At 73.7% G+C, this 25610-nt stretch carries 22 protein-coding genes and 2 tRNA genes; 6 read left to right on the forward strand and 18 right to left on the reverse strand.

Annotated features, from left to right (window positions below):
- Positions 1 to 21: 21 nt before the first annotated feature.
- Positions 22 to 288, forward strand: coding sequence for a 30S ribosomal protein S20 (rpsT, locus tag MQV74_RS15200; protein ID WP_242717949.1), 267 nt, complete (start codon positions 22 to 24; stop codon positions 286 to 288).
- A gap of 802 nt (positions 289 to 1090) precedes the next feature.
- On the opposite strand, the gene holA is transcribed toward rpsT, so the two are convergent.
- Positions 1091 to 2077: a DNA polymerase III subunit delta gene (holA, locus tag MQV74_RS15205; RefSeq protein ID WP_242717951.1), complete on the reverse strand. Its 987-nt coding sequence runs from the start codon at positions 2075 to 2077 to the stop codon at positions 1091 to 1093.
- 90 nt (positions 2078 to 2167) lie between these two features.
- On the opposite strand from holA, the gene MQV74_RS15210 reads away from it, so the two are divergent.
- The gene (locus MQV74_RS15210; RefSeq protein ID WP_138959682.1) at positions 2168 to 2413 is read left to right on the forward strand and encodes a hypothetical protein; all 246 of its coding nucleotides are present in this window, start codon (positions 2168 to 2170) and stop codon (positions 2411 to 2413) included.
- Between the two features lie 18 nt (positions 2414 to 2431).
- On the opposite strand, the gene MQV74_RS15215 is transcribed toward MQV74_RS15210, so the two are convergent.
- From MQV74_RS15215 to leuS, 6 genes are all read right to left on the reverse strand, one after another.
- Entirely contained in the window at positions 2432 to 3334 is a 903-nt protein-coding gene (locus tag MQV74_RS15215; RefSeq protein WP_242717953.1) for a YceI family protein, read from the reverse strand.
- 168 nt (positions 3335 to 3502) lie between these two features.
- Positions 3503 to 6208, reverse strand: a complete 2706-nt coding sequence (locus tag MQV74_RS15220; RefSeq protein ID WP_242717955.1) for a ComEC/Rec2 family competence protein — start codon at positions 6206 to 6208, stop codon at positions 3503 to 3505.
- Positions 6205 to 7047: a ComEA family DNA-binding protein gene (locus MQV74_RS15225; RefSeq protein ID WP_308402272.1), complete on the reverse strand. Its 843-nt coding sequence runs from the start codon at positions 7045 to 7047 to the stop codon at positions 6205 to 6207. The genes MQV74_RS15220 and MQV74_RS15225 overlap by 4 nt, the downstream gene beginning before the upstream one ends.
- Positions 7048 to 7519: 472 nt before the next feature.
- Positions 7520 to 8365: a DegV family protein gene (locus MQV74_RS15230; protein ID WP_242717959.1), complete on the reverse strand. Its 846-nt coding sequence runs from the start codon at positions 8363 to 8365 to the stop codon at positions 7520 to 7522.
- 145 nt (positions 8366 to 8510) lie between these two features.
- On the reverse strand, positions 8511 to 9302 hold the full coding sequence (locus MQV74_RS15235; protein WP_242717961.1) for a hypothetical protein: 792 nt from the start codon (positions 9300 to 9302) through the stop codon (positions 8511 to 8513).
- A gap of 293 nt (positions 9303 to 9595) precedes the next feature.
- Complete coding sequence (gene leuS / locus MQV74_RS15240; RefSeq protein WP_242717963.1) at positions 9596 to 12511, reverse strand: leucine--tRNA ligase; 2916 nt, start codon at positions 12509 to 12511, stop codon at positions 9596 to 9598.
- Between the two features lie 416 nt (positions 12512 to 12927).
- On the opposite strand from leuS, the gene MQV74_RS15245 reads away from it, so the two are divergent.
- Together MQV74_RS15245 and MQV74_RS15250 are read left to right on the forward strand one after the other, a co-directional pair.
- Positions 12928 to 14286, forward strand: coding sequence for a cytochrome b/b6 domain-containing protein (locus MQV74_RS15245; RefSeq protein WP_242717965.1), 1359 nt, complete (start codon positions 12928 to 12930; stop codon positions 14284 to 14286).
- Positions 14283 to 15869, forward strand: a complete 1587-nt coding sequence (locus tag MQV74_RS15250; RefSeq protein ID WP_242717967.1) for an NADH-quinone oxidoreductase subunit NuoF family protein — start codon at positions 14283 to 14285, stop codon at positions 15867 to 15869. Before MQV74_RS15245 ends, MQV74_RS15250 begins: the two co-directional genes overlap by 4 nt.
- Positions 15870 to 15931: 62 nt before the next feature.
- On the opposite strand, the gene MQV74_RS15255 is transcribed toward MQV74_RS15250, so the two are convergent.
- Positions 15932 to 16004 (reverse strand) — tRNA-Ala (locus MQV74_RS15255).
- Between the two features lie 113 nt (positions 16005 to 16117).
- On the opposite strand from MQV74_RS15255, the gene MQV74_RS15260 reads away from it, so the two are divergent.
- Positions 16118 to 17416, forward strand: a complete 1299-nt coding sequence (locus MQV74_RS15260; RefSeq protein ID WP_242717969.1) for a glycosyltransferase 87 family protein — start codon at positions 16118 to 16120, stop codon at positions 17414 to 17416.
- On the opposite strand, the gene MQV74_RS15265 is transcribed toward MQV74_RS15260, so the two are convergent.
- From MQV74_RS15265 to MQV74_RS15275, 3 genes are all read right to left on the reverse strand, one after another.
- Positions 17395 to 17628: a hypothetical protein gene (locus tag MQV74_RS15265; RefSeq protein WP_016643127.1), complete on the reverse strand. Its 234-nt coding sequence runs from the start codon at positions 17626 to 17628 to the stop codon at positions 17395 to 17397. The two genes, MQV74_RS15260 and MQV74_RS15265, sit on opposite strands and share 22 nt — an antisense overlap.
- A gap of 3 nt (positions 17629 to 17631) precedes the next feature.
- Positions 17632 to 17808 carry a hypothetical protein gene (locus MQV74_RS15270; RefSeq protein ID WP_242717971.1) on the reverse strand — a complete coding sequence of 59 codons (177 nt, stop codon included), beginning with the start codon at positions 17806 to 17808 and terminating at the stop codon, positions 17632 to 17634.
- An 89-nt stretch (positions 17809 to 17897) separates the two neighbouring features.
- Positions 17898 to 19262: an MFS transporter gene (locus MQV74_RS15275; RefSeq protein ID WP_242717973.1), complete on the reverse strand. Its 1365-nt coding sequence runs from the start codon at positions 19260 to 19262 to the stop codon at positions 17898 to 17900.
- Positions 19263 to 19917: 655 nt separating this feature from the next.
- Between MQV74_RS15275 and MQV74_RS15280 the strand changes: the two genes are divergently transcribed.
- Positions 19918 to 20739, forward strand: a complete 822-nt coding sequence (locus MQV74_RS15280; protein WP_278194798.1) for a helix-turn-helix transcriptional regulator — start codon at positions 19918 to 19920, stop codon at positions 20737 to 20739.
- A gap of 124 nt (positions 20740 to 20863) precedes the next feature.
- On the opposite strand, the gene MQV74_RS15285 is transcribed toward MQV74_RS15280, so the two are convergent.
- The 7 genes from MQV74_RS15285 to MQV74_RS15315 form a co-directional block, all read right to left on the reverse strand.
- Positions 20864 to 20936 (reverse strand) — tRNA-Ala (locus MQV74_RS15285).
- A gap of 106 nt (positions 20937 to 21042) precedes the next feature.
- On the reverse strand, positions 21043 to 21684 hold the full coding sequence (locus tag MQV74_RS15290) for a histidine phosphatase family protein (RefSeq protein WP_242717975.1): 642 nt from the start codon (positions 21682 to 21684) through the stop codon (positions 21043 to 21045).
- Entirely contained in the window at positions 21681 to 22139 is a 459-nt protein-coding gene (gene rsfS, locus MQV74_RS15295; RefSeq protein ID WP_242717977.1) for a ribosome silencing factor, read from the reverse strand. Before rsfS ends, MQV74_RS15290 begins: the two co-directional genes overlap by 4 nt.
- A gap of 542 nt (positions 22140 to 22681) precedes the next feature.
- Complete coding sequence (locus tag MQV74_RS15300; protein ID WP_242717979.1) at positions 22682 to 24418, reverse strand: LCP family protein; 1737 nt, start codon at positions 24416 to 24418, stop codon at positions 22682 to 22684.
- Positions 24419 to 24434: 16 nt separating this feature from the next.
- Entirely contained in the window at positions 24435 to 25085 is a 651-nt protein-coding gene (gene nadD / locus MQV74_RS15305) for a nicotinate-nucleotide adenylyltransferase (RefSeq protein WP_242717981.1), read from the reverse strand.
- Between the two features lie 67 nt (positions 25086 to 25152).
- Entirely contained in the window at positions 25153 to 25317 is a 165-nt protein-coding gene (locus tag MQV74_RS15310) for a hypothetical protein (RefSeq protein WP_138959695.1), read from the reverse strand.
- Positions 25318 to 25423: 106 nt separating this feature from the next.
- The gene (locus MQV74_RS15315; RefSeq protein WP_171075740.1) at positions 25424 to 25576 is read right to left on the reverse strand and encodes a hypothetical protein; all 153 of its coding nucleotides are present in this window, start codon (positions 25574 to 25576) and stop codon (positions 25424 to 25426) included.
- Positions 25577 to 25610: the final 34 nt, after the last annotated feature.

Genomic DNA, 25610 nt, shown 5'->3' on the forward strand with positions numbered 1-25610 from the left:
TGAACCTGAAAAGGCTCTTTCGTGGCGAACATCAAGTCCCAGATCAAGCGGAACAAGACCAACGAGAAGGCGCGCCTGCGCAACAAGTCGGTCAAGTCCGCCCTCAAGACGTCGATCCGCAAGACCCGTGAGGCCATCGTCGCGGGCGACGTCGAGAAGGCCACCGTCGCCCTGCGCGACGCCAACCGCAAGCTGGACAAGGCCGTCTCCAAGGGCGTCATCCACAAGAACCAGGCCGCCAACAAGAAGTCGGCGCTTGCTTCGAAGGTCGCGTCCCTCCAGGGCTGAGTCCTTCTGGACCACTACCTGATGTAACCGTCGGCAGGACCCAGAGCGGGCCCTCTCTCATCCGCTCCCGGCCGACACCCCGAGCCCGCACGCGGCCTGCGTTCGCCACGCGGGTGCGAGCTCAACACATCGCGTAACCAAGAGACCCCACGCCTTGCCCCTTCCCCGGGGCGAGGGTGGGGTCTTTTGGGTTTTCTGGGGGAGGGGGCCGGTGTTTCTGGGGCTCCGGCGACCTGGCGGGGCTGGGGGGGCTGGGGCTGGGCTTCCTGGGCTTGGGCCGGGACTGGATCCCCCAGGAGGGGCCGGTCCGAGCGGGCGCGCTCCCGGGGCTGGGCCAGGCCCGGGAGGGCCGGTGTGTGCGCGCTCCCAGGCCCGGGGGGGCCGGTGTGTGCGCGCCCCCAGGCCCGGGGGGGGGCCGGTGTGTGCGCGCCCCCAGGCCCGGGGGGGGGGCCGGTGTGTGCGCGCTCCCAGGGCTGGGTCAGGCCCGGGGTCAGTGTGGGGAGCGGGGGCCGGGGGCGCGGGTGTGGGGAACGTGGGCCGGGGCGCCGGTCAGGGGCGGCGGGGGGCGGGGGCGCCGGTCAGGGCCGGGGGCACCGGTCAGCGCCGGCGGGGGCCGGAGACGCCGGCGGGGGCCGGGGACGCCGGTCAGGGGCGGGGACACCGGTCAGGGGCGGGGACACCGGTCAGCGCCGGCGGGGGCCAGGGACGCCGGTCAGGGCCGGGGCACCGGTCAGGGCCGGGGCACCGGTCAGGGCCGGGGCACCGGTCAGGGGCGGGGCACCGGTCAGGGCCGGGGCACCGGTCAGGGGCGGCGGGGGCGGGCGGCGCGGGCTACGGCGACGACCGCCTTCTCCAGGGCGTACTCGGGATCATCCCCCCCGCCCTTCACCCCCGCATCGGCCTCCGCGACAGCGGCAAGCGCCACCGCCACCCCGTCGGGAGACCACCCCCGCATCTGCTGCCGCACCCGGTCGATCTTCCAGGGCGGCATCCCCAGCTCCCGCGCCAGGTCGGCGGGGCGCCCGCCCCGGGCGGAGGACAGCTTCCCGATGGCCCGCACGCCCTGCGCGAGCGCGCTCGTGATCAGCACGGGCGCGACCCCGGTGGCGAGCGACCACCGCAGCGCCTCCAGCGCCTCGGCGGCCCGCCCCTCCACGGCCCGGTCGGCCACGGTGAAGCTGGAGGCCTCGGCCCGCCCGGTGTAGTACCGCCCGACGACGGCCTCGTCGATGGTCCCCTCGACGTCCGCGACCAGCTGCGCCGCGGCGGAGGCGAGCTCCCGCAGATCGCTGCCGATCGCGTCCACCAGGGCCTGGCAGGCCTCCGGCGTCGCCGAGCGCCCGAGCGTGCGGAACTCTCCCCGCACGAACGCGAGCCGGTCCGCGGGCTTGGTCATCTTGGGGCAGGCGACCTCCCGCGCCCCGGCCTTGCGGGCCGCGTCGAGCAGCCCCTTGCCCTTGGCGCCGCCCGCGTGCAGGAGCACGAGGGTGATCTCCTCCACGGGCGCGCCGAAGTACCCCTTCACGTCCTTGATCGTGTCCGCCGACAGGTCCTGCGCACCGCGCACGACCACGACCTTGCGCTCGGCGAACAGTGACGGGCTGGTCAGCTCCGCGAGCGTCCCGGGCGCCAGCTGGTCGGGGGTGAGGTCCCGCACATCGGTGTCGGCGTCCGCGGCGCGGGCCGCGGCGACGACCTCCTGCACGGCACGGTCGAGCAGCAGGTCCTCCTGCCCCACGGCTACCGTGACGGGGGCGAGCGGGTCGTCTTGTGCGTTCTTCCTGGCCATCGCCGTCAAGCATCCCACGCGCCACCGACAGCCGGAGGCGCCACCGGAACCGCGTCCGGTCCCCCGCCGCCCGTGGGCGAGAATGGCCAGGTGACCGACGTACGACATGTCCTGGTGCTGCCCGACCGCGACGCGGCGGAAGAAGTCGCCGAAGAGCTCCCCGACCGCTTCGGCGTGGCCGAGGAGCCCCAGCTCGTACGCGACGCGCTGGCGGGCGAGGACGACGCCGAGGACGCCCAGTGGCTGGTCGTCGTCGAGGACCCGGAGCGGCGTCTGGACCCGACGGCGCTCGACGGCCTCGCCGCGGAGTACGAGGGCTGGCTGGAAGCCCCCTGAGCCCCAGCTCTCTGAGCCCTACGCCGCGGCCGCCGCGGCGACGCTCTTCGGCACGACCTGGATGTCCAGCTCGATGGTGATGCTGGCGCCGACCGCGGCGATGCCCCGGGCGAGCATGGTCTGCCAGGTGATCGTGAAGTCGTCGCGGTGCAGCTCGGTCGTCGCGCGGCAGGCCGCCCGGGTCTCGCCCTGGATGCCCTGGCCGACGCCCAGGTACTCGGCGTCGAGCGTCACCGTCCGCGTCACGCCGTGCAGCGAGAGCGCGCCGGTGATCGCCCAGCGGTTGCCGCCCTTGTGCACGAAGCGGTCGCTGTAGAACTCCATCGTCGGGTACCGCTCCACGTCCAGGAAGTCACCGGACCGCAGATGGTCGTCGCGCATCTTGACGGCCGTGTCGATGGACGCGGCATCGATCACCACGTGCATCGCGGACTCCTCCATCCGCTCGGCGAGACGGATCGCCCCCGCGAACGTGTTGAACCGCCCGTGGATGCGCGCGAGCCCGATGTGCCGCGCCGTGAACCCGATGGTGGAGTGCATAGGGTCGATGTCCCAGTCCCCCGAATCCGGGAGCGTCGGCAGCTGCGCCACCTGGAGCGTCACGTCACCCATCGACGCGTGCGCGCCCTCGGCGACCGTGACGTTCGCCCGGTACGGCGTGAACCCTTCCGCCGACACCGCGAGCCGGTACTCCCCCGCGGGAACCGCCGTCACGAACGACCCGAACGGGTCCGTCCCACCGCTGACGACCTTGCGCCCCATGGTGTCGGTGACGGACAGCTCCGCGTGCTGCACCGACTCGTTCACGGGGTCGAGCACCCGGCAGCTGAGCACCCCGGCACCTGACGGGACCGCCACCGCCGACAGCGGGCCGGACCGCCCTCCTCGGCTCCAACGGTTTCCCAGCCAACGGCCGAACACTGCGACGCACCTCCGCGGGCCTTGACAACACCTATAACGAAGAGGCATTCGATCACCGTTGCGGCTTTCGATGCAAACGCGCCTACTTCAGCAAGAACATTGCAGAAACAGAAGAACTGCTCCGACTGTCCGGCTGACCCGAATTGAGCCCTCCCCCACGACACCGCCTCAGGGCCGGCGCGTGACCACCCCCAGCTCCGCCTCCCCTTCCCCGCCCGCGACCCCGGCTGCCCCTCCGTCCCTCCCCCTGGACCCTCCCCCGGCCCGCCCTCCGACCACCGCGATCGCACCGTCCACGTCGGTCCGCACCACCATCGCCCCCATCCCGCGCAACGCGGACACCGTGCGGGGCGAGGGGTGTCCGTAGGAGTTGTCCGCCCCGCAGGAGATCAGCGCCAGCCGCGGCCCAGCCCGGCGCAGGAGCCCCGGATCCTGATACGCCGACCCGTGGTGCGCGACCTTCAGGACGTCCACACGCGGCAGCGCCGCGCCCGCCGGGGTGCGCACCAGGGCTCGCTGCGCGGGCGGTTCGAGGTCGCCGAGCAGCAGCAGGGTGAGGCCCCGGGTGCGCACCAGGAGCGTGACGCTGGCGTCGTTCGCCCCCTCCGGGGCCGATGCCGGGCGTGGTGCGGGCCAGAGCACCTGCCAGTCGAGCTCCCCCGTGCGCCGCCGCTCCCCGGCCTCGGCCCGCGTCACCGGCACCCCCCGCGCGGCCGCCTGCGCCCGCACGAACGCCACCTGCCCCGGCGGCTCCCCGAACCCCGTCGTCTGGATCGCCCCCACCGAACGCCCCCTCAGCACCCCCGGCAGCCCCGCCACATGGTCCGCGTGGAAGTGCGTGAGCAGCACCAAGGGCACCCGCGTGATGCCGAGCGACCGCAGGCAGCGGTCCACGAGCATCGGGTCGGGCCCCGCGTCGACGACCACCCCGGCACCGGGCCCCGCCGCGAGGACGGTCGCGTCCCCCTGCCCCACATCGCACATCACCAGGCGCCACCGGGGCGGCGGCCAGCCCGCGATGACCCGGGTGAGCGGCGGCGGCTGGACGACCACGGCGAGCAGCAGCAGCGCGCACGCCGCGCACACCCACGGGTGCCGCACGAGCCGCCTGCCGACCAGGACGAGCACCACCGTGACGGCGGCGAGCAGCAGCGCGCCGCGCCAACTGCCCGGCCAGTCCACCCCGTTCCCGGGCAGCGACGCCCCCGTCCGCGCGATGCCCGCGATCCACTCGGTCGGCCAACTCGCGCCCCACGCCAGGACCTTGGCCACCGGCATCGCCACCGGCGCCACCGCGAGCGCGGCGAACCCGAGCACCGTGGCCGGTGCCACCGCGAACTCCGCCAGCAGATTGCACGGCACCGCCACCAGGCTCACTCGCGCCGCGAGGACCGCCACCACCGGCGCGCACACCGCCTGCGCCGCCGCCGCGGCCGCCAGCGCCTCGGCGAGCCGCCCCGGCACCCCGTGCCGCCGAAGCCCGGCGCTCCACCTCGGCGCGAGCGTCAGCAACGCCCCCGTGGCGAGCACGGACAACAGGAAGCCATAGCTCCGCGACAGCCACGGGTCGTACAGGACGAGCACCAGGACCACGGCGGCGAGCGCCGGGATCAGCGATCTGCGCCGCCCCGTGGCGAGGGCAAGGAGCACCACCAGCCCGCACGCCGCCGCCCGCACCACACTCGGCTCCGGCCTGCACACCAGCACGAAGCCGAGCGTCAGCGCGCCCCCGAGCAGCGCCGTGGTCCGCAGTGGAATGCCCAACCGTGGCGCCAGACCGCGCCGTTCGGCCCGGTGGGCCGTCCCCGGCGGGCCGATGAGCAGCGCGAGGACGATCGTGAGGTTGGCCCCGCTCACGGCCAGCACATGCGTGAGGTCGGTCGCCCGGAACGCCTGCTCCAGCTCCGGAGGCACCCGGGAGGTGTCCCCGATCACCAGCCCCGGCAGCAGCGCCCGCGCGTCGGCGGGCAGCCCGTCCGTCGCCTCCCGCAGCCCTCCGCGCAGCCCTCCCGCGAACCGCTGCGCCCCCGAAGGCTCCCCGGTCACCCGCGGCCCCCGGTCCCCCGGCACGCGCAGCACCGCCGCGATGCCTCCGCTGTCGGGCAGCGGCGGCACGAGGTCCGCCCGCACCCGCAGCCGCGTGGACGGCAGCAGCCCGAGCCACGGGGAGTCCCGCCGCTGCCCGGCCCCGCGCGCCTCCGCTCGCGCTTCCGGCGCTCCTTGCGGACCTTCGGTGCCGGTGTCGCGTCCCCCTTCCTTCTCCTCCTGCCGCACGACGACCAGCACCGGTGTCCGCGTCACGGTCGTCGTACCGTCCGTCTCCGTGACCCGCACGACGTCCGCGTTCAGCACCACGGCCGGTGGCATCGGGCGGTCCCCCGTGACCCGAGGGCGGGTGCGGCGCGGGTCAGACGTCACCTCCAGCTCCGCCGTCACCGTGGCGTACTCCCGGGCGAGCCCGGGGACCGGGCCTCGGTGCAGATCCGCCCCGTGCAGCCCCGCGGAGGCCGCCGCCGCCCCGGCGCACAACAGGACGGCCGCCACGCTGACCCGCCCCCAGGCTCCGCCCCGCCACCGGCCCAGGCGGCCGCGCGTCCCGGCCGCCGGGCGCCCGCACGCCGTCCACGTCACCAGCAGGGCTCCGGCGACCACCACACAGACCACCACCGCGCCCACCACCAGGCGGGGCGGGGCGTCCAGCGCCAGGGCAGCAGCCGCCCAGGCCGCCAGGGCGGGCGGCACGAGACGCAGGTCCACCGGGCCTTCCTGGCGGGGGTGGGCCGAGCCGAGGCGCCGGGCCCCAGCGGCACGGGCGTCCGCGCGCCCCGCCCTCGCGTGCCCACCGTCCTGCGGCCGCGCACCCGGCCGCCTCATGGCCACACGAGATTCCGCAGGTCGGCGAAGCGTCGGTCGCCGATGCCGTTGACCTCGCGGAGCTCGTCCACCGAGCGGAAGCCGCCGTGGTCCGTGCGGTAGTCGATGATGTGCTGCGCGAGGACCGGGCCGACCCCAGGCAGGGTGTCCAATTGCTCAGGTGTGGCGGTGTTCAGCGCGACGGGGCCCGTGGTTGCTCCGGGAGCACCGGGCGGTCCGGCCGCCGCTCCCCCTGCGGGCACCCCGGGTGCTGGTGGCACGGGGCCGCCCACGACCAGTTGCTCACCGTCCACGAGCAGCCGGGCGCGGTTGAGGGCGTCGGTCTTCGTGCCGGGGCGCACCCCGCCCGCGGCCCGCAGCGCGTCGGCGACGCGGGAGCCGGCGGGCAGGCGGAGAACACCGGGGCTGCGGACCTTGCCGCTGACGTCCACGACGAGCCCGCCGCCTGCCGCCCCCGCCTCGCCCGGCGCCCCGGCACCGCTGCCCTGTCCGGCACCGGCTCCCTGGTCGCCCTCAGCCCCTCCGGCCCCCGGAGGCGGCCCCGCGTCCGGCAGCGCTCCCGGTGACGGGGACGGACCTCCCTCGGGGCCGGGCGCCGCCGCCTCACCCACCACGTCCGGCGCCCGGACCGGCTGCGCCCGGACGCTCCAGAAGTGCTGGGCCGCGAACACCGCCGCCACGACGAGGACCACCCCGAGCGCGAGCACGCTCCGCCGCTCCAGGCCGCATCTGCGCTGCACCCAGACCGGAAGCCGCTCCCGCACGGCGAGCCCGGCCCGCGCCCGCCACGAGGGGGCCGCCCGCGCGGGCCGGTCGTACGCGTCCTCCGCCTCCGGCAAGGCCCTCGCGTGCTCCGGCTCGACCGAGGCCAGTGCCGGTGCCGGTGCCGGTGCCGGTGAGAGCGCACCATGCTCCGCCGTGCCAACTCCCGCTCGGCGAGGCCCCACCGGACCGGGACCGGCCGGATCGGCCCCGGCGGCCCCGGCAGCCCCGGCAGCCCCGGCGAAGAGCGTCTCCGCCCGCAGCCGCATCGCCTCCGCCGCGGCCCGCCTTCGCCGGGCACGCCGACGGGCGTGGCGATACGTCACTCGGACGTGGGAGGCCGGGCTCGGCTCTCCGCCCGCCGTGCCTGCCGCTGTCCGTGAAGGTGATCGAAGTTCCATGCCCACGACGCTAGACAGCCCGCGGGAAGCGCGTTGATCTTGGGTAATTCCCGGGGACTACCGGGGAGTTGTGGATAACTCAGTCACCCACACGAGGCCATACCAGCCACTGGCCCCGGCGAAATCCGGGACACCGACCCACGTCACCTCACCGAGGCGACACCACAGCCCCCAGCAGCCCCGGCCCCGTGTGCGCACCGATCACCGCGCCCACCTCGCTGACGTGCAGCTCCGCCAGTGACGGCACACGCTCTCTGAGCCGCTCCGCGAGCGCTTCGGCGCGCTCGGGCGCCGCCAGGTGATGGACCGCGATGTCGACCTCGTGCGCACCGGCCTGCTCGACCGCGATCTCTTCGAGCCGGGCGATCGCCTTCGACGCGGTGCGCACCTTCTCCAGGAGCTCGATGCGCCCGCCGTCCAGTTCGAGCAGCGGCTTCACGGCGAGCGCGGAGCCGAGGAGCGCCTGGGCCGCGCCGATCCGCCCGCCGCGGCGGAGGTAGTCGAGGGTGTCCACGTAGAAGTACGCGGACGTGCTCGCGGCCCGTTTCTCTGCGGCGGACACCGCCTCGTCCACGGAGCCGCCCGACTCGGCGGTCTCGGCGGCCGCGAGGGCGCAGAAGCCGAGGGCCATCGCGACCATGCCGGTGTCGACGACGCGTACCGGCACCGGCGCCTCGCGCGCCGCGAGGACGGCCGCGTCGTACGTCCCGGAGAACTCCGCCGACAGGTGCAGCGAGACGATGCCCGTGGCGCCCGCCTCGGCGACCTCGCGGTAGGTGCGCGCGAAGACCTCGGGGCTCGGCCGGGACGTGGTCACGGGTCGGCGCTTCTGCAGGGCGAGCGCGAGGGAGCGGGCCGAGATCTCGGTGCCCTCTTCGAGCGCCTGGTTGCCGAGCACCACAGTCAGCGGCACCGCGGTGATGCCGTGCCGCTCCATCGTCCGTTGCGGCAGGTAGGCCGTTGAATCGGTGACGATCGCGACATGGCGGGACATGAGCTGGAGATTACCCGCAGGAACCCTGACGCGGCAGTCCGACCCCGTCACCCGGGCGACGGCGCCCGTGACGAGCCGCGCGGAGCCGGGCAGACCCCGGGCGGACCAGTGCCTTGCGACGGCGTCGGCAGCGGATCAGACGTGCTCAGGTGGTGCTCTCCGGCTTGGTCTGCTTCTCCCAGGCGTACGTCGGCCGCGGGCTCGGCGGTGTGATCGCGGGTCTCGTCGGCTCCTGGGCGGTGCGGTCGGAGCGCTCCGTGGGGGCCGTCGCCGCGGACCGGGGCGACGACTCCGCCGGTGCCGGGTCGGGCCACGGCGACGTGGGCGCGGAGGACGGCGAGGCCGAGGACGTGGGAGGCGCGGAGGGCGCGGCGGGCTGGGTGTCGGACGGCTCCGTCGTCCAGTGCCGCAGGGCGCCCGCCTCCATGTCGATCTGGTTGCGCAGCAGGTCCAGATCGTCGTCCGCGAACTTGTGGGCGCGGTCGCGGGCCGCCCAGCGAAGGGAGTCCGCCGCCTTCGTGATCTGCTGCGTGCGCTCCTTCAGGGAGGGCAGGCGCTGGCTCAGGGTGATGCGGTCCGGCTCGCTCTCCAGGCGCTTCAGCTCGTCGTCCAGCTCGTGGCCGTGGACGCTCAGGCGCTCGAAGAGCGCGAGGGACTCGTGCAGCGAGGGGTCCTCGGCGACGCCCGCGTGCAGGGCGTCCTGGGTGGCCCGCATCGATGTGCGCAGGGTGAGCCGGAGCTGGGCCAGCTCGCCGACGGCGCCGGGCTGCGCGAACGTCTTCGCGCGCAGCGTGGTGTCCTCGACCGTCCGGCGGGCCTGCGAGAGGGTGCGGTCCACGCCGCGCTTGGCGGCGCCCACGGCTTTGACCACCGCATACGCCCCGACTGCCAGGAACAGCACGAAGAGCAGCGCGACCACTGCGATCACGGCTTCCACGATGCTTCTCCTTCGGCCGGGCTGGGCGGTCGGTGAGGTCGTCGGCGGACGGGCCCGTCTGCCTCTCCACGGTAAACGCAGCAGGCCGTCCGAGGGTTCCAGCGGAACCCGGAACCTGCCCGTAGGGGACTACCCGGATGCCGTCGGCCCGACGCCACGGCCGCGCCCGGGGCAACGTGCCCCGCCCGGCGAACAGTTGACCGGCCGGCCCCCGTGCGGGGTCCGGCCGGTCACCCGTCGCCTCACAGACCGTCCGGAGCGCGGCGAGCGTCCGGGCGGGCACCTGGGGAGGGTCAGGCGGGAACGATGTTCACCAGCTTCGGCGCCCGCACGATGACCTTGCGGATGCCCGCGCCGCCCAGCGCGGCCACGACCCGCTCGTCGGCCAGGGCGACCTTCTCCAGCTCGTCGTCGGAGATGGCCGGGGAGACCTCCAGGCGCGCCTTGACCTTGCCCTTGATCTGCACGACGCAGGTCACGGTCTCGTCCACGACGTACGCGGGGTCGGCGACCGGGAAGTCCTGGTGGACGACCGAGTCGGTGTGGCCCAGACGGCGCCACAGCTCCTCGGCGATGTGCGGGGCCAGCGGCGCCACCAGCAGCACCAGACGCTCGGCCACGGAGCGCGGCACCGCGCTCCCGGCCTTGGTCAGGTGGTTGTTCAGCTCGGTGATCTTGGCGATGGCGGTGTTGAACCGCATGCCCTCCAGGTCCTGGCGGACGCCGTCGATCGCCTTGTGCAGGGCGCGCAGCGCGTCCTCGCCGGGCTCCGCGTCCACAACGGTCGCCTCGCCGGTGGCCTCGTCGACGATCAGGCGCCACAGGCGCTGCAGCAGGCGGTACTGGCCGACGACCGCGCGCGTGTCCCACGGGCGGGACACGTCCAGCGGGCCCATCGCCATCTCGTACAGGCGCAGGGTGTCCGCGCCGTACTCCTCGCAGATCTCGTCCGGGGTGACCGCGTTCTTCAGGGACTTGCCCATCTTGCCCAGCTCGCGCTTGACCGGCTCGCCCTCGAAGAAGTACTGCCCGTCGCGCTCCTCGACCTCGGTGGCCGGGACCGGGAAGCCGCGGCTGTCGCGGTAGACGTACGCCTGGATCATGCCCTGGTTGAACAGCTTGTGGAACGGTTCGGCCGACGAGATGTGCCCCAGGTCGAACAGGACCTTCGACCAGAAGCGCGCGTACAGCAGGTGCAGCACGGCGTGCTCGGCGCCGCCGACGTACAGGTCGGCGCCGCCGGTGGGCTGGCCCGCGCGCGGACCCATCCAGTAGCGCTCGATGTCGGGGGCGACCAGCTGCTGGTCGTTGTGCGGGTCCAGGTAGCGCAGCTCGTACCAGCAGGAGCCCGCCCAGTTGGGCATGGTGTTGGTCTCGCGGCGGTAGCGCCGCGGGCCGGAGCCGTCGCCCAGGTCCAGCGTGACGTTGACCCAGTCCTCGTTGCGGGACAGCGGGGTCTCCGGCCGGGTGTCGGCGTCGTCCGGGTCGAAGGTGCGCGGCGAGTAGTCGTCGACCTCCGGCAGCGGCAGGGGCAGCATCGACTCGGGCAGCGGGTGGGCGACGCCGTCCTCGTCGTAGACGATCGGGAAGGGCTCGCCCCAGTAGCGCTGGCGGCTGAACAGCCAGTCGCGCAGCCGGAAGTTGACGGTGCCGCGGCCGATGCCCTCGCGCTCCAGCCACTCGGTGACGCGGGCCTTGGCCTCGACGACGGACAGGCCGTCCAGGGAGACGTGGTCACCGGAGGAGTTGACGATCTTCGCTTCGTACGAGGCGAAGGCCTCGTCCCACGTCGACGGGTCCGTGCCCCGGTCGTCGGAGGGCTCGACCACGCAGCGCATCGGCAGCTCGAAGGCGCGCGCGAAGGCGAAGTCCCGGGTGTCGTGCGCCGGGACGGCCATGATCGCGCCGGTGCCGTAGCCCATCAGGACGTAGTCGGCGATGAAGACCGGGACGCGCTCGCCGCTGACCGGGTTCGTGGCGTACACGCCCGTGAAGACGCCGGTCTTCTCCTTGGCGTCGGCCTGGCGCTCGACGTCGGACTTGGCGGCGGCGACGGCACGGTACTTGGCGACGGCCTCGGCGGGCGTCGCGTGCCCGCCGGTCCACACCTCGTGGGTGCCCTCGGGCCAGGCGGCCGGGACCAGCGAGTCGACCAGCTCGTGCTCGGGCGCCAGGACCATGTACGTGGCGCCGAACAGGGTGTCCTGGCGGGTGGTGAAGACCGTGATCGCCGCGTCGCCGGAGCCGACGGGGAAGTCGACGCGGGCGCCTTCGGAGCGACCGATCCAGTTGCGCTGCTGCAGCTTGATGGCCTCGGGCCAGTCCAGCGCGTCCAGGTCCTCCAGCAGGCGGTCGGCGTACGCCGTGATGCGCATGTTCCACTGGCGAAGCTTGGACTTGAAGACCGGGAAGTTGCCGCGCTCGGAGCGGCCGTCGGCGGTGACCTCCTCGTTCGCCAGGACGGTGCCCAGACCCGGGCACCAGTTGACGGGGGCCTCGGAGGCGTAGGCCAGGCGGAAGCCGCTCAGGACGTCTGCGCGCTCGGCGGCGGACAGCTCGCTCCACGCGCGCGTGGAGTCCGGTACGACACGCTCACCGGTCTCGAACTGGGCGACCAGGTCGGCGATCGGACGGGCCTTGCGCAGCTCGTCGTCGTACCAGGAGTTGAAGATCTGCAGGAAGATCCACTGGGTCCACTTGTAGTACTCCGGCTCGATCGTCGCGAACGAGCGGCGCTTGTCGTGGCCCAGGCCCAGACGGCGCAGCTGCGCCTTCATGTTGGCGATGTTGGCCTCGGTGGACACGCGCGGGTGCGTGCCGGTCTGCACCGCGTACTGCTCGGCGGGCAGACCGAAGGCGTCGAAGCCCAGGGAGTGCAGGACGTTGTGGCCCGTCATGCGCTGGAAGCGCGCGAACACGTCCGTGGCGATGTACCCCAGGGGGTGGCCCACGTGCAGACCCGCACCCGAGGGGTACGGGAACATGTCCATGATGAACTTCTTGGGGCGGGACGCCAGCTCCGGGTCGCCGGCCAGGTCACCGCTCGGGTTGGGTGCTTCGTACGTGCCGTCGGCGTCCCAGACGTCCTGCCAGCGCGCCTCGATCTCGGCCGCCAGGGCGGCCGTGTAGCGGTGCGGTGCGGCCGCCTCGGCGGCCGAAGGGGCGCCCCCCGCACCTTCGGCGGTGGCGGAGGAATTCGTCTCGCTCATGGTCCTCAAAGCTCCATCGATCGTCTCTGCCTGCGGAAACGGCTGTGTGGCCAAATAAAAATGCCCCTCGCACAGGAGGGGACGCCGCGCCGATTCCGACCACGCTCACTGGGCGGTCGGGACTGATCAGCGCGGCCCGCTAAGCAGAAGGCGTACGGCACGCATGGCGTCAGAGTACCGCAGGGCCCCGAGCCGGAGCGACGCAGTTCGTCCCGCTCCGGCCGGATCCGGCCCCGCGGTGCCGCACGGAAAGCGGAGGCTCACCCTTGGCCAAGGATTACTCCGCGTACCGCCCACTATCGGGGCAACACCAAGATCGAGTCGCACTTTGATAACAACGCAATAACTCAAACCACGTACCCGCCGGTATGGGGCGACTTAGCATGCGGCGACCGGACCATTTCGGAGTCGCCCCCATGAACCCTCTGCACCCGCACCGCAAGCGTCCCCGGAGCCCCGCGTTATCCGGCTCCCCCTCGCTCCGCTCGCCGGCCGGGCCGTTCGCCGGCTCGTTCGCCGGGCCGGGCAGAGCGGCCCGCGGCCTGCTGACCACGGCCGCGCTGCTCCTGATACCCCTGCTGGTGTTCGCGGGAGGCGACGACTTCCGTGCCGCCCTCGACTACACCACCGGCGTCCTGTCCCTGGTCTCCCTGACCGCGTCCGTCGCCTGGGGCCTGGTCGCGTCCGACCGCCTCTTCCTGGACTCCCGCCAGCGCCTGCTCGCCCAGGCCGTGCACCGGGCCACCGCGGTCGCCTCCGTCGGCTTCCTGCTCCTGCACGGCACCGTCAAACTCGCCCTCGACCACGTGTCTCTGGTGGGCGCGGTCATCCCCTTCGGCCTCGGCGTCACCGGCAGCGACGGACTCATCGGCCTCGGGTCGCTCGCCGGCCTGTTGATGGTCACCACCAGCGTCACCGGCGCCCTGCGCAGCGCCTTCGCCTCACCGGTCCAGGTCGCCTCGCGCTGGCGGGCCCTGCACATGCTCGCCTACCCCGCCTGGTGCGCCGCCCTGATCCACGGCCTGTACGCGGGCCGTCCGCCGAAGCCGTGGGTGGTCGCCCTGTACTGCCTGTGCCTCGTCGCGGTCGCCGGAGCCATGGCGCTGCGGGCGGCACCGCCCCCGGTCAAGCGCAAGGCGGCCGCCCGGATCCTCGCCGTCCTCGAACCCGACGGCTGGGGCGCGCCCGGCCGGTCGCGCCGCCGCGCCCGGGCGGCGGTCCGGGACCCCCGGACCGCCCCCCTCCCGGGTACGGCCCCCGGCGACCGCGGCGTCCCGGCCGAGCAGGCCCCCGTCACCGGCATCGCCGCCGCCTACCGCGCGCTCGCCACGCCCGCCGACCAGGACGAGACCGGTCTCCCGCCGGACCTCAGGACGACCGAGGTCCTGCCCACCGTCGCACCCCGTTGGCCCGCGCCCTCGCCGCCGCCTCCGGCCGAGGCCCCCGGCCCCCCGTTTTCGCATGACTCCGTAGACACCCGGTACGACTCCGTAGACACCCGATACGAACCCCCGGGCGTGCGCTACGACTCCGTAGACCCTCAAGACACGCAACACGACTACGGAGACACCCGGTTCGGCTCCGACGAACCGGGCCCGCACTCCGAGGGCTGCTACGACACCGGGTCCCGGCCCGTCTACCACCCGCCCACGGCCGACCCGCCGTACGAGCCCGTGCGCGAAGACGACGGGACCGCCGCACAACCCCTACTCGGCCCGTTCCAGGCGCCCAGCACCGGTGAGCCCTGGAACGCGCCCGCCGGAGGCAGCAAGTGAACGCGTCCCTGCCCGACGTCCCCGAAGTCCGCGTCGTCGGGCTTCCGCTGCTGACCTCGGGCTTCGATCTGGTCGAGCGGCTCGACCTCGCCATGCACCTGAAGGTGCACGGCCCGCTCAAGCCCGTGGCGGGCGAGCAGCTGGCCGCACTCGCGGAGGCGATCGGCCTGCGCGGCCGCGGCGGCGCGGGCTTCCCGTTCGCCACGAAGCTGCGGGCCGTCGCCGAGTCCGCGATCCGCCGCGGCGTACGTCCCGTGGTCGTCGTCAACGGCAGCGAGGACGAGCCCGCCTGCCGCAAGGACACCGTCCTGATCAACCGCGCCCCGCACCTCATCCTGGACGGCGCCCTGCTCACGGCCGAGGCCCTGGGCGCGCGCACCCTGATCGTCGGTGTGACCCGTGACTCCACGGAGGCGTCGATGCGCGCCGCGCTCGGCGAGCGGGGCCTGAGCGACCGGCGCGGCTCGCGCCTTCGCGCGCGCGTGCAGCGCAACCCCGTGCGCATGGTGACCGGCGAGTCCTCCGCGCTCGTACGCTCCGCGGACGGCGGTCCCGCGCTGCCTCCGGGGCGCAAGGTCCGCACCGCGGACTCCGGGGTGGGCGGCGCGCCCACGCTCCTGTCGAACGCGGAGACCTTCGCGCAGCTCGCCGTCGCCGCCCGGACCGGCGCGGACCGCTACCGGCGCACAGGACTGCGCGACGAGCCCGGCACCGTTCTGCTGACCGTCTCCGGGGCCGTCGCGCGCCCCATGGTGGTGGAGGTCCCAACGGGCGTCCCGCTGCGGTACGTTCTGCAGCTCGCGGGCGCTCCCCCGCTGCCGCAGGGCGTCCTGACGGGCGGCTACCACGGCAAGTGGCTGGACCCCGTCACCGCGCACGACGCCGTCGTCTCCCGTGCCGCCCTGGAGGCCTGCGGAGGCGCGCTGGGCGCGGGCGCCGTGCTGCCGATCGGCCCCGGCACCTGCCCGCTCGGCGAGTCCCTGCGCGTGGCCCACTGGCTGGCGGCCGAGAGCGCGGGCCAGTGCGGCCCCTGCTACCTGGGCCTGCCCGCCGCCGCGCGCGGGCTCGCGGACGTCCTGGACGGCGGCGGACCGACCGCCCTGGAAGCGCTGCGGGAGGTGACGCGGGCGGTGAAGCGGCGCGGCGCCTGCAAGCATCCCGACGGCTCGGCGGCCTTCCTGGAGTCCACGATCGCGGCCTTCACCGACGACCTGGCGGCACACGTCCTGGGAGACGGCTGCGGGCGCCCGGTGGAGGGCGTGCTGCCCCTCCAGGACGACGCCCCGCAGGGCGAGGCGCCCAGCGGCCGCAAGCTCGCCGTCGACTGGACGCTGTGCCAGGGACACGGCCTGTGCGCCGACATCGTCCCGGAGCTGATCCAGCTGGGCCCCGACGGCTTCCCGTCGGTCGCGGAGACGTCGGTGCCGCGCTACGCGGAAGCCCGCGCCCAGCGCGCCGTGCGGCGCTGCCCCGCGCTCGCCCTGCGCGTCGAGGAGGACCCGGCGGCGCCCGGCGCGTCCGGGATCCTGCCGATGCTGCCGCGCGGGCGCGGACGCCGCGCCCTGGGCAGCGGACGGCCGTAGAACACGAGGAGGACACACGAGAGCGGGCCACCCGATCCGGGTGGCCCGCTCTCCATTCACTGTGGAGCTAAGGAGAATTGAACTCCTGACCTCTTGCATGCCATGCAAGCGCTCTACCAACTGAGCTATAGCCCCTTGCTGTGTTCCGCCCGGTTTCCCCGGCGGCTCCGCCAACATTACACGGTGGACCCCCCGCACCACCAAATCGTTTCCGTTCCGGACGCACAGCGGCGCTACCGTCCCGCGTCGTGACCGTGATCGTGTCCGTCGCCGCCCGCCGCCGCGTACCGCTCGCCGCCGGGGTCTGCCTGTTCTCCTTCGTGGCCTTCTGGGCGGCCCAGCGCGCTGCCGACGTCTCGATGATCGACTTGATGGTCTACCGCGCGGAGGGCGCGACCGCGCGTGCGGGCGGCGACCTGTACGCGCTGCGCGCGACCGAGGCGCACCTGCCCATGACGTACCCGCCCTTCGCCGCGCTGCTCTTCACGCCGCTGACCGTGCCGGACGTCGCGGACCTCCGGATGCTCGCGACGGCCGGGAACCTGCTCCTCCTGGTCGTCTTCGTCCGGCTGTGCCTGCGGCTGATCGACGGGCGGGGGCACGCACCCGGAAGGGGACGGCACGGGCACGCGCGCGTGGAGACCGCTCTGTGGGTGTCGGCGATCGCCGTCTGGTCGGAGCCGGTGTGGACGACGCTGCGCTACGGGCAGATCAATCTCCTCCTCGCGGTCCTGGTGCTGTGGGACCTGACCCGGCGCCCGGACCACCGGTGGGCGGGAGTGGGCATCGGGGTGGCCGCGGCGATCAAGCTCACGCCCGCGCTGTTCGCGGTGTTCCTGCTGCTCGTCGGGGTCGTGGAGGCGGTACGACGGGGCGGGCGGCCGCCCGCCCTGCGGCACGCGTGCGTGGCCGCCGGGGCGTTCCTGACCACGACGCTGGCCGGCGTCGTCGTGCTGCCGGACGACTCCCGGCACTTCTGGACCCGCGTGGTTTTCGAGACGAGCCGGGCCGGACACACGGAGCAGACGGCGAACCAGTCGCTGCGCGGGGTGCTCGCCCGGCTGCTGCACACCGGGGAGCCCGGACTGTGGTGGACGGCGGGCGCCGTGCTGGTGTGCGCGGGCGGCCTCGGGGTCGCGGTGACCGCCGCGGTGCGCGGGGAGCGGGCCTGGGGCGCGGCCGCCTGCGCGGCGACGGCGCTGCTCGTGAGCCCCGTGTCGTGGTCGCACCACTGGGTGTGGTGGGTGCCGATGGCGCTGCTCCTGTGGACGCGGGCCGCGCGCCGGGGCGGACCGGTTGGGTGGGCGGCCGCGGGCGGGCTCGTCGTGGTGTTCTGTTCGTACGCCCTGTGGTGGGTTCCGCACCGTCCGGGGCGGCCCGAACTCGGCCAGAGCGTCGGCCAGATGGGCCTGTCGGCGGTGTACCCGCTGGCGGCCTTCGGCTTCCTCGCGGTGGCGGCGGCCGCCGTGCGGCGCGGGCCCCGCGGGCTCGCGGAGTGCCCGGGGAGGCCCCTCCGGGGTCGCGCTCAGGCGGTGGCGAAGGAGTAGAAGCGTTTGAGCGTGCAGTGCTCGTCGAGCAGACGGCCGTAGATCGGCTCGCCTTCGAGTTCGCGGTACGTCTCGATGGGGTCGCCTTTTATGATCAGCGCCCGCGCGCACTCCTCGCACCAGTACTGGTAGTCCGGGTTCACCGGCTCCATGTCGCGGACGATCGGCGTACCGCTGCCGCACCAGTCGCACTTACGCCTGTGTGCACCCATCGATCAGCTCCAGCTGTGGCCGCAGGCCGTGCACACGTAACTGACTCCGCCGTTGTCACCGAGGACTTGGGCGACGTGGGCCGAACCGCAGGAAGGGCAGTTGAGGAGCGTGGCGTCACCGGACCGTATCTCCGCCACTTCGGGGAGGCCGCCGGCCTCCCCGAGGATGCTCGCAGGCATCGCGCTCTCCCTCCCGTCGGGTCACCGTCGGCGCACTGGTGCAGTCCCCTTCCGGCCCCCCGAATTCTGCCACGACCACGGCGAGGCGGTCAGCGACGCATACGTACCAGTCCGGACACGGCCCCGAGGGCGGCCGCCGCGGCGAGCGCGTAGAAGCACACCAGGAGCGCGTCCGCCGACGCATACGCTCCCGGAGCGCCCGGTGACTCAAGCCGGCCGAGGAAGAGGGCGCCGAAGACCGCGACGCCCGTCACCTGGCCGAGCTGGGTGACGGTCGCGAGGAGACCGCTGGCGTCCGCCGCGTCCTCGGGCCTGACCGTCGCCAACGCGCGCGTGAGGACCGGGCTGAAGCCGAGCGACATCCCGATGCCCACGGCGACGAACGCCACGTACAGCCAGCCGCCGATGTCGCGGCCGTCGCGCAGCAGCAGGCCCACGGCGAGGCTCGCCGCCGCGGTGAGCGCGAATCCGCAGGGGACGAGCGCCGGTTGGACGGCCCGGGGCCACTTCCGCCAGGTCAGGCCGACCGCGCCGAAGAGCATGGCGGTCGGGGCGAACGTCAGCCCCGCGCGCAGCGCGCTGTAGTCGAGGCCGCCCTGCAGGTGCAGCGTGAGCACGAACAGGAAGCCCGCGTTGACCGCCATGATGACGGCGAGGCGGAGGACGGCGACGCCCATGCCCGGGGTGCGCAGGAGCCTCGGTGAGATCAGCGGCGCCCCACCGCGCTTGGCCAGGCGGGACTCGTAGCCGCAGAACAGGGCGAAGAACACCACGCAGGCGGCCAGGGAGAGCCAGGTCCACAGCGGCCAGCCCTTCTGTTCGCCGAGGACCAGGGGCACGGTGAAGAGCGAGACGGTGGCGCCGAGCAGGACGAGGCCCGGCAGGTCGAGGCCGCGGGCGCGCCCGGCAGGGGGCGTGCCGTCGGCCGGCAGGACGCGGGCGGCGAGCGCCAGCAGGACCACGCCGACCGGCACGTTCACGAGGAACACCGGGCGCCAGCCGGTGCCGAACAGATCGGCGCTGACCAGGACGCCGCCGACCACCTGCCCGGCCGCGGCCCCCGTGGCGAGCACCGCCGAGTAGGCGCCGAGGGCCCGCACCCGGGCCTCCCCGGTGAAGGTGCGCTGGATGAGGCTCAGGACCTGCGGAATGAGCAGCGCGGAGCCCGCGCCCTGGACCAGGCGGAACGCGATCAGCTGGCCGGTGCTCCGGCTCAGGCCGCAGGCCAGCGACGCGGCGGTGAACAGGGCGAGCCCGGCGATGTAGACGCGCCGGTGTCCGAGCCGCTCGCCGAGCCGGGCACCGGTGATCAGCAGGACGGCGTACGTGATGGTGTAGCCCGCGATCACGAGTTGCAGCCCGGCGCCGGACGCGTGCAGGTCGGTACGGATCGTGGGCGCCGCGACGTTGACGATGAACACGTCGAGCAGCGCCATGAACTGGGCCGCGAGCACGGCCGCGAGGACGCGTCCCGGGCGATTGTCAGTGCCGGGGGCTTTACTGGACGCGGGAGTTGAGACCGGGGTCGGGGCCGAGGGTCTTGTGGTCGCCATGTCCATGAGAGTGCCGACGGTTCGGTACAGGTAGTGAGAGCCCGCGGATGCTGGTACTGACAGCACCTGGCACGGGGCGGTCCTGACGGTGACGATGGGGGACGTGACGACGATGGACACGACGAGCAGGGCACGCCCGCACACCGCACCGGGCCGTGCGGCTCCGGGGCCCGCTCCCGGCGCAGCGGCTCCGGCACCCGTCGACGTGCCCCCGGGCTCCCTGTCCGGCCAAGCGGCCCCCGCGACCGGCCAAGCGGCCCCCGCGACCGACCAGGCGGCCCCAGCCCTTGCACAGGGCCCTGGGTCCGCCCAGGCGGCCCCGGCCCCCGCATCCGGCCAAGCGGCCCCGAGCCCCACGCCCGCCCACGCGGCCCCGCGCACCCCGCCAAGCCCGCCGAACCCGCCAGCGCTCCCCGGCGTCGACGGTGCAGGGCGTCCGACCAGTGCCGCACGGGGGTCGGCCACCGGTCGGGCGCCCCGCACGGCCGACGCCGGGGCCGCCCCCGCGGCCGCCCCCGCCCGCACGCCCGCAGCCGCGACCCGACGGCGCCCCGAGCTGGCCGCCTTCCTGCGCAGCCGCAGGGCCCGGGTCACCCCGGCCGACGTGGGCATGCCGCCGGGCCCGCGCCGCCGCACTCCGGGGCTCCGCCGCGAGGAGGTCGCCCAGCTCTCCGGCGTCGGCGTGACCTGGTACACGTGGCTGGAGCAGGGCCGCCCCATCAACGCCTCCGCGCAGGTCCTGGACGCCGTCGCCCGCACCCTGCGCCTGGACCGGGCGGAGCACGAGCACCTCTATCACCTGGCCGAGGTGCCGTACGCCGTCCGGCACGAGGCGGCGGCCGAGGCGGTCGGCCCCGAGATCCAGGGCATCATCGACGCCCTGGACCCGCACCCGGCCGTGGTCTACAACACGCGGTACGACATCCTCGCCACCAACCCCGCCTACCGCGATCTGTTCATGGTCCCCGAGACGGAGGCCATAGGCGTGCCGAACGTCCTGTGGACCCTCTTCGTGGTGCCCCGGTGCGACTGCCCGCTGGTCTTCCGGGACACGGAGCTGCCGGTGATGGTGGCCACGCTGCGCGGCGCGTACGGGCGGCACGTGGGCGAGCCCGCCTGGGAGGAGTTCATCCGCGGACTGTCCCTGGCCAGCCCGGAGTTCGCGGACCTCTGGGCGAGCGGGAACGTCATACCCCCGGGGCCGCGGGTGAAGACCTTCCGCCACACGGCGGTCGGCGAGCTGCGGATGACGTCGGTCTCGCTGTCCATCAACGGCATGCCGGAGTGCCGGATCGTGGTCTACACCCCGGACGACGAGGAGACCCGCAGGGGAACGGCCCGGCTCCGGGAGCTGCGGCACGCGGAGACCGGCCGCTGAGCAACGAGGACGCCGAGAGGCAAGAGCGCCGAGAGGTGAAAGCACTGAGCGTCGAAAGCACTGAGCAAGAAGACCAGCGGACAACAAAAGGCCCCGCCCCCTGACGGGGACGGGACCTGGACTGTGGAGCTAAGGAGAATCGAACTCCTGACCTCTTGCATGCCATGCAAGCGCTCTACCAACTGAGCTATAGCCCCTTGCGTTCTTCCCGCTCTGCGGGGCGAACAAGAAGAACTTTAGCCTGCCACCTGCCCAAACGCGAAATCCGCGTCGGGACCGGCCACGAGGGCCGTGACCTGCGGGCTAGTCGTCGTCGCCGAGCACCGGCTCGGGCAGCGTACCCGCGTTGTGCTCAAGGAGGCGCCAGCCTCGGGCGCCCCTGCCGAGGACAGACCAGCAGCAGTTGGAGAGCCCTCCCAGGCTTTCCCAGTGGTGCGACTCCAGGCCGAGGAGGCGGCCGATGGTCGTACGGATCGTGCCGCCGTGGCTGGCCACGACGAGCGTGCCGTCCTCCGGCAGCTTCTCCGCGTGCCGCAGCACGATGGGGGCGGCCCGGTCGGCGACCTCGGTCTCCAGCTCACCGCCGCCGCGCCGCACCGGCTCGCCGCGCTTCCAGGCGGCGTACTGCTCGCCGAAGCGGTCGATGATCTCCTCGTGGGTGAGGCCCTGCCACTGCCCCGCGTACGTCTCGCGCAGGCCCTCGTCGTGCGTGACGTCGAGGCCCGTGACGGCGGCGAGCTCGGCGGCTGTCGCGGCGGCACGCTTGAGGTCGGAGGCGATGATCGCGTCCGGCTTCAGCGAGGCGAGCAGCCGGGCGGCGCGCCGCGCCTGGGCGGCACCGGCCTCGGTCAGCTCGATGTCCGTGGAGCCCTGGAAGCGGCGCTCCAGGTTCCAGGACGTCTGGCCGTGCCGCCACAGGATGATGCGGCAGCCGCGGGCAGTCACCGCAGCTCACCACCGAGGTGCCGCATCTCCTCGGCCTCCTCGGCGGCCTGCTGGAGCTTGGCGTGCTCCTCGGCCTTGCCGCGCGTGGCCTTGGCGTCGGCGGGCAGCTCGATCTCGGGGCAGTCCTTCCACAGCCGCTCGAGGGCGTAGAAGACGCGCTCCTCGCTGTGCTGGACGTGGACGACGATGTCGACGTAGTCGAGGAGGATCCAGCGGGCGTCGCGGTCGCCCTCGCGGCGCACCGGCTTGGCGCCGAGCTCCTTGTTCAGGCGCTCCTCGATCTCGTCGACGATCGACTTGACCTGGCGGTCGTTCGGCGCCGAGGCGAGCAGGAAGGCGTCCGTGATCGACAGCACGTCGCTGACGTCGTACGCGATGATGTCGTGCGCGAGCTTGTCGGCGGCCGCCTGGGCGGCGACGGTGATGAGCTCGGTGGAGCGGTCCGTGGCGGTCACTAGAGAGCTTTCCTTCAGACGGGCAATACCCGTCAAGGGTCTCACGGACTGCGGACGGCTCCCCAGACGATTATTCGATCACCGGGGACCGGGGCGGAACGGACGCCCCCGCTCAGCGCCCCCGGCAGCCACACCGCACGCCCTCGGCGGCCTCGCCGGACGTCTCCGACAGCCACACCGCACGCCTCCGGCAGCCACGCCGGACAGCTCCGGCAACCCCACCGCACACCCCCCGACAGTCCCGCCGGACGCTCCGGCAACCCCACCGCACACCCCCCGCAGCCACGCCAGACAGCTCCGGCAACCCCACCGGACAGCTCCGGCGGGCCCCGTCGACGACCTCGACAGCCTGCCGACGGCTCCGCCAAGACCTGCCGGGGCCCCCGCATCCCCCGCCAGCGGCTTCGGCAGGCCCCGTCGACGGCCTCGGCAGCCTGCCGACGTCTCCGGGAGGACCTGCCGACGGCCCCGCAGCCCTACCGAAGGCGCCGGCAGGACCTGCCGAGGCCCCCGCAGCCCACCGACCGCTCCGGTCGGCGGCCTCAGCGGCTCTTGTAGTCCTGGCCGAGCACCACGGACACGTCCGCGTTCGACGCCGGGTCGCCCTTGCGGACGGCGCTCGCGGGCAGGCCCAGGGTCTTGGCGACCTCCGCCGCCTCCTTCTTCTTGTCCGCATCGCCGTAGGTGACCTGCGAGGACGTGGCGGGCGCGGAGCCGGTGCCGCCGTCGACGAAGGTGTAGCCGCCGTTGACGAGGGCGATGCGGGCGTTCTCGGTGGCGGTCTTGGCGCCGGTGGCATTGCGCACGCCGACGCGCACCGCCGCGCCCTGCTCCGGGCTCTTCACGACGCCGCCGAGCACGTCCTTGACGACCCCGGCGGCCGCCTTCTCCGTCAGCGTGCCGTCCTGCCGCACCGGAAGGAGCGCGGTCGCGAAGTCGCCGCCTTTGGCGCGGTCGGCGAGCTTGGCGAGGAAGGTGCCGAGGTCCTTCTCCTTCAGGGACGGGTCGAGGATCTGCGCGAGCGACTGCACGGTGACCGTGGCGGCCTGCGGGTCGGACGACAGCTTGCGCAGCACGCCCTGCATGACCTGGCCGAACCGCGCGAGCTGCGCGTTCTCGCCCTCGCCGGGCGCGCGGTAGGTGGCGTAGGCGACGGCCATCGGCCCGCTCAGGGTCTGCTGCTCGCCCTTCTTGACGAGCGCCGCCTCGCCCTTGCGCTTGGCCTTGGGGTCCGGCACGTCGGCGTTGGTGTCGATGTCGATGTTGCCGACGAGTTCGACGAGGTTGTTGAGGTAGGGGGTGTCGAGGCGCCAGGTGCCCTCGACCTCCGTGCCGAGCAGCGTGTCCAGCTCCTCGCGCGTGCCGGTCGAACCGTCGTCGTCGACGGACTTGCCGAGCGTGGTCGTGGTGCCGTCGTCGCCCGTCAGGGCGAGGGAGTTGGGCAGCAGGACGGCGGAGCCGCGCCGGGTGGTGGTGTTGTTCACCAGGAGCACGGTGGAGGTGCCGCCGCCCTTGGTGTTGTGCAGGTGCACGACGACGACGTCGCGCTTCTGCGGCCCGGCGGCGGCCGCGCCGCCGGACTTCTCGTCCGACTGGCCGGGCAGCTCGCCCGCGGCCCACAGATAGCCGACGCCGCCGACCAGGGCGAGCGCGAGCACGACGACCAGCGCGACGACCCGCGAGCGGCCCCGCCGCTTGGCCTCCTCGCGCCGCTCGGTACGGCTCTCCGTGAACTTCAGCCAGTCGATGACGTCTTCGGAGTCCTCGTCGGGCTCCTCGATGAAGGAGAACTGCTCGGTGAGGTACTCGCGTGGCTCGTCGGAGCCGCGGCCCCCGCCGTCGGCCTGCCCGCCGCGGCCATCCGCCGCCTCCGGCGCGGCGTGGGCCTGCTGCGGCACCTGCGGCTGCGACGGCTGTTGCTCTTGCTGCTGCTGTTGCTGTGGAATCCAGCCGGTCTGCTCCGCCGCTCCGTAGGAGGTCCCGGTGTCGTACGGAGTCCCTGTGGCGTACGCGTCGTACGGCTGCGCGGTGAACGCGCCCGTCTCGTACCCGGAGGCTGCGGGCTGCTGCCCCGTCCCCTGGGCGTACGGGTCGTACCCGTACGCCTGCTGGGGCTGGGGCTGGGGCTGCGCGTACGTGTCGTACGCGGGGGCCGCCGCCTGGCGGGGCACCAGTTGGTAGACCGGCCGCCCGTACTCGTCGTACCCGACGACCTCGTACTGAGCCGCCGCGTCACCCTCGTACTCGCCGCCGTACGGGTCGTACTGTCGGTCGTTCACCGGTGCCCCTCTCGGCTCAGTCGCCGCGGTACAGCTCGCGCTTGTCGATATAACGCACCACGCCGTCGGGCACCAGGTACCAGACGGGCTCCCCCTTGGCGACCCGGCAGCGGCAGTCCGTGGAGGAGATCGCGAGGGCCGGGACCTCCACGAGGGAGACGCCGCCCTCGGGCAGGCCGGGGTCGGTCAGGGTGTGGCCGGGGCGGGTGACGCCGATGAAGTGGGCCAGCGAGAACAGCTCTTCGGTGTCCCGCCAGGTGAGGATCTGACCGAGCGCGTCGGCGCCCGTGATGAAGAACAGGTCCGTGTCGGGGTTGAGGCGGCGCAGATCGCGCAGGGTGTCCGTGGTGTACGTGGGGCCGCCGCGGTCGATGTCGATGCGGCTGACCGAGAACTGCGGGTTCTCGGCGGTCGCGATGACCGTCATCAGATAGCGGTCCTCGGCGGGCGAGACCAGCTTGTGGCTCTTCTGCCACGGCTGCCCGGTCGGTACGAACACGACCTCGTCGAGGTGGAACTGGGCGGCGACCTCACTGGCCGCCACCAGGTGTCCGTGGTGGATCGGATCGAACGTTCCACCCATGACGCCCAGGCGGCGCTTGGCGGCGCTCGCCGGGCCTGTGCCAGGTCCGCCCTGCGGGCCGGTCGGCATGTCCTGCTCTCCCATGCGTGCAGACACTACCGGCCCCGCCGGGCGACCCGGGTTCCAGCCGCAGGGCCCCGGACCGCGGGGCTCAGCGGTCGCGGTTGAAGCGCGTGGTGATCCACAGCAGCAGGAGCAGGACGACGAAGGCGCCGCCGCCGGTCACGTAGGGGCTCAGGCTCGCGTGCTCATCGACGTGCTCACCTTCGGAGGAGGCGAGGGTGACGAACTGGGCGGCGGTGGCGTGGAGGCTCATCGTCAGCAGGACCTATCCGGTGTGGGATCGGGGTAAAGACTTGGGCACATCGTATGCGGGGTGTGCCGGTGCGGCGACGGCGCCCTGCCGGGGCTCCCCGGGCCCGTCACTTCCGGTATCCCCGCAGCAACAGCCAGCCCACCAGGACGCAGCCGACGACCATCACGATCAGTACGACGCGGAGCAGGTTGCCCGGGCCCTGCTTGTCGGCCGCGTGGGCGGCCAGGGTGAGGGCGTCGGCGGAAGAGATGTACTCCATGGCGGATGGCTCCTTCTGTGCGCTGCCCCGCCAC

The sequence above is a fragment of the Streptomyces sp. AN091965 genome (assembly GCF_022698285.1).
In the GTDB taxonomy this organism is placed as follows: Bacteria; Actinomycetota; Actinomycetes; order Streptomycetales; family Streptomycetaceae; genus Streptomyces.

Bases quoted from the DNA above. Each gene is read 5' to 3' on its own strand.
- holA (WP_242717951.1), bottom strand. From the start codon at position 2,077: ATGGCCAGGAAGAACGCACAAGACGACCCGCTCGCCCCCGTCACGGTA.
- leuS (WP_242717963.1), bottom strand. From the start codon at position 12,511: ATGAGCGAGACGAATTCCTCCGCCACCGCCGAAGGTGCGGGGGGCGCC.
- MQV74_RS15265 (WP_016643127.1), bottom strand. From the start codon at position 17,628: ATGGGTGCACACAGGCGTAAGTGCGACTGGTGCGGCAGCGGTACGCCG.
- nadD (WP_242717981.1), bottom strand. From the start codon at position 25,085: ATGGGAGAGCAGGACATGCCGACCGGCCCGCAGGGCGGACCTGGCACA.
- MQV74_RS15220 (WP_242717955.1), bottom strand. From the start codon at position 6,208: ATGAGGCGGCCGGGTGCGCGGCCGCAGGACGGTGGGCACGCGAGGGCG.
- MQV74_RS15270 (WP_242717971.1), bottom strand. From the start codon at position 17,808: ATGCCTGCGAGCATCCTCGGGGAGGCCGGCGGCCTCCCCGAAGTGGCG.
- MQV74_RS15315 (WP_171075740.1), bottom strand. From the start codon at position 25,576: ATGGAGTACATCTCTTCCGCCGACGCCCTCACCCTGGCCGCCCACGCG.
- MQV74_RS15310 (WP_138959695.1), bottom strand. From the start codon at position 25,317: ATGAGCCTCCACGCCACCGCCGCCCAGTTCGTCACCCTCGCCTCCTCC.
- MQV74_RS15245 (WP_242717965.1), top strand. From the start codon at position 12,928: ATGAACCCTCTGCACCCGCACCGCAAGCGTCCCCGGAGCCCCGCGTTA.
- MQV74_RS15230 (WP_242717959.1), bottom strand. From the start codon at position 8,365: ATGTCCCGCCATGTCGCGATCGTCACCGATTCAACGGCCTACCTGCCG.